3 protein-coding genes and 1 pseudogene are annotated in these 2,969 nt (G+C 38.9%); all 4 read right to left on the minus strand.

Going from position 1 to position 2,969, the window contains the following annotated elements:
• Positions 1 to 581: 581 nt before the first annotated feature.
• Positions 582 to 1,511, minus strand: coding sequence for a polymorphic toxin-type HINT domain-containing protein (locus M891_RS0122045; protein WP_028540288.1), 930 nt, complete (start codon positions 1,509 to 1,511; stop codon positions 582 to 584).
• A gap of 18 nt (positions 1,512 to 1,529) precedes the next feature.
• Positions 1,530 to 1,736: an RHS repeat-associated core domain-containing protein gene (locus M891_RS25155; protein WP_084628954.1), complete on the minus strand. Its 207-nt coding sequence runs from the start codon at positions 1,734 to 1,736 to the stop codon at positions 1,530 to 1,532.
• A gap of 346 nt (positions 1,737 to 2,082) precedes the next feature.
• On the minus strand, positions 2,083 to 2,589 hold the full coding sequence (locus M891_RS0122050) for a hypothetical protein (protein WP_307719288.1): 507 nt from the start codon (positions 2,587 to 2,589) through the stop codon (positions 2,083 to 2,085).
• Positions 2,590 to 2,594: 5 nt separating this feature from the next.
• A pseudogene (locus M891_RS25630) lies at positions 2,595 to 2,969 on the minus strand (WXG100 family type VII secretion target); the annotation flags it as partial.

Raw genomic sequence — 2,969 nt, forward strand, 5'->3', positions numbered from 1 at the left:
TATATACCTGATAGTATTTATTCTTCTTACTGAACTCTGATTTCTCCCGCGCTTCATTCAGTAAGTTTGTAAGTTCCTGGACATCTTTGGGTTTATTTTAAGTCAACAAAAGGTCATGCATGGTGTCATCTGGCCATAATCGACCTGTTCAACTTTACCTTTTCATTAAATCTCACGTACAAACATATTAGAGGAATATCATACGGAGGAGATGAAGGTTAGGTTCCTTCAAAGTGTACCACTCGATTCATTCTGCACTGGGTGGGGGTAAAAGAAAGACCTTGAGGATCGCCACCCTCAAGGTCAAAGTAAATTTTATTTCTTATTTTAGTTGTTCAGCAGGATTCCAATTTTTTGGTGGCTTCCTACTCTTAGAAAACCATGGACAACCATCCTTTATCCACTTATCTAGCCACAGTTTAAAAGCCTCTTCCTTGTTGCTGTACCCATCATCATCAAAACCATAATGGAATCCACAGCATGGACATATCTCGTCAGAAGGTACACCTCTATTATCATACGGTGGTTCATATAGTTCCTGATAGTTGCACACTAAGCAAACTCGATTCATGTAATCCTCCTCATTTTCCGGGCTGGTCATCCCAATAAGCTCGTCCTCTTGTTGGCTTATAAAATGTTTTTGATGTTCCATCAGCATTGTAAGAACCGAAAGTATTTGTTTTTGGGTCATAAACTCTAATTGTACCGTCAGTATCTACCTTTACTTCGTATTTATTTCTATTCTTAAAGAAATCATTAGCCATTTGCGCATACTCAGTAGGATTCTTCGCCCCAAAGTCAGAGCCATGTCGGTCAAAATGGTCTTGTAATGTATTTTTATTCCCCCACTGATACGGTCCACATGCATTATGCGTCCAAATACCAAGGTTAGATACAAAGTAGGTATGGAAGTCCTTCACCTTAAAGTTGTAGACTGTAACATGTTCCTGCTTAACCTCAATCTTTTCTATTGCTAATTTAATACCATCTGAGGTTGTCAGAACATCGCCCACCGCAAGATGCTGTGCTTCCACCCATCCTTTGCCGACAATCCAAAACGGATGCTCATCAGTTGTTGTTATGACTTCGCCACCAACAGTAATATTATACGTTTCCTCAACATCACGTTGGAAGAGCCACTCGACTTCCTTGTAAGCCATCTCGCCTGTTTCATCGTCTTTGGCTAGAACTTTGTCACCTACCTCGATTTCCTCGATAGGTTTCTCCCCTTCGTCTGTAAGAACCTTAGTTCCACTTGTAAAGCAGTTACATGCTTTCTTTGCTTTTTTAGTGTATTTAATAACTTCCTTACCTGAGTCTATTGCCTTATCTGTCTTTTTGACAACTTTATATGCCTTGAAAACCGGAATAATCTGAATAAGTGCCCCAGCTTTTTCGAGACCACTTGCATCTTTGCTCATTAAAGTTTTGGCATCGTCCAGATAAACCACTTCAAAGGCCTTTTGCCCTCCCTTGAACTGTGCGTCAAGGTTCGTTTTACAATTTTCCATGTCTACCGCACAAGTTAACTAAGGAGTTGGCTCCATAGGCATGATATACTGCCCGCTCGGATCCACATAAATCAACGGATTATTCTCCACATACGAATACCGGTTCAAACTTAGCGGATTTGCGATGGTGCCTTGGTACGGGTCCTTGGGGACGAATCTTCCCGCATTCGGATCATACCAACGAGCTCTAAGACATTGTATATCCGTCGTGTCCTTTCCATATATTCAGTTAAATCCTAACAATATTAAGCGTCGTCTTATCCCACACTAAGATTCGATCAATTCCTTCCACCGTAAATATCGTGATAATGCTTAAATAATAAATCCGCAAGAAAACGAAGATAACAAAAAAACAGGTCTATCATGGTGGTTTCGAACCATAATCGACCTGATCAATGTAACGCAGTAGCGTTATTTAGGTGATAAAATTCAAAACATTGATGTGCGTACAGTAGAAATGAAGAAACTTTATACGGGTATTACATGGGTTATATGTGTTATTGGTTGAATGATGGGTTCATTCGGCACTGGGTTGCCCCACCAAAAAAACTTGAGAGTAAGGTTCTTAGTACTAGCTCAAGATAAGTTCTACTGCACTCTCTAAATCGAATTTACCCTTACCAATATTTACTATGCAAGTATCATCATCAGATGCTGGCTCAAAGCCGATTCTGATGTTTGGTATATTGAATTTATCTTTCAGGCTCACTAGAGTTTCTAATATTTTTCTGATATTCAGCCTTACATCAGTACCTTTGCCTTCATATATTCCATTCTCAGAGAAATTAAAAGTAATATCTCCAAATTCTTTATCGAATGAAAATACAATCACCACATCTTTAATACAACATCCTAATTCCAATTGGCTTAGAAATACATTGCCCGTTCCACTCGGTGAAAGTACTTCCTTAAAACTTTTAATTTGATGAAATTCAATGTCTGCTCCACTATTGTTATCAAAAAAATGGGAGGACTTGATTTCTTTCAAGTTAATTTTAAGTTCATGAAAAATTAAATTGTCTAATTCATCTTTTCGGAAATTCTCCAGTATAATTTCTAAGTTTTCCAAGTTATCCACCTCTTTTATTGGTCAATAAAACCCTTAAATGTTCCGTCAAGATTAAGTCTTACTCCTCTGCCATCAGGTAATTTCTTTTCTAGGAAAGTAATACCCCTATTGTTTGTAACCTTAACGAAATCCCCCGGAGCATCAATAATTTCTTCCAAATGCTTCTGTGCTGTTTTATTGATTTGGTCCGGACCACCCTTAACTTTACCCCAAATATCAGGATTTCTTCCTGCATGTTTTTGAAGAGCATGTCCTACAACTGTCTCTCCGCCTTTTTTAGCCTGTGTTGCTGAATTAATAATGGTATCGCGACTAATACCATTCCCCGTCCCCTTAGTACCACTTTTAGCCCCCGTATATCTACCACCTATGCCGCCAGCCATTCCAAG

Origin of the sequence: Paenibacillus sp. J14 (assembly GCF_000518465.1) — a bacterium.
In the GTDB taxonomy this organism is placed as follows: Bacteria; Bacillota; Bacilli; order Paenibacillales; family Paenibacillaceae; genus Fontibacillus; species Fontibacillus barengoltzii.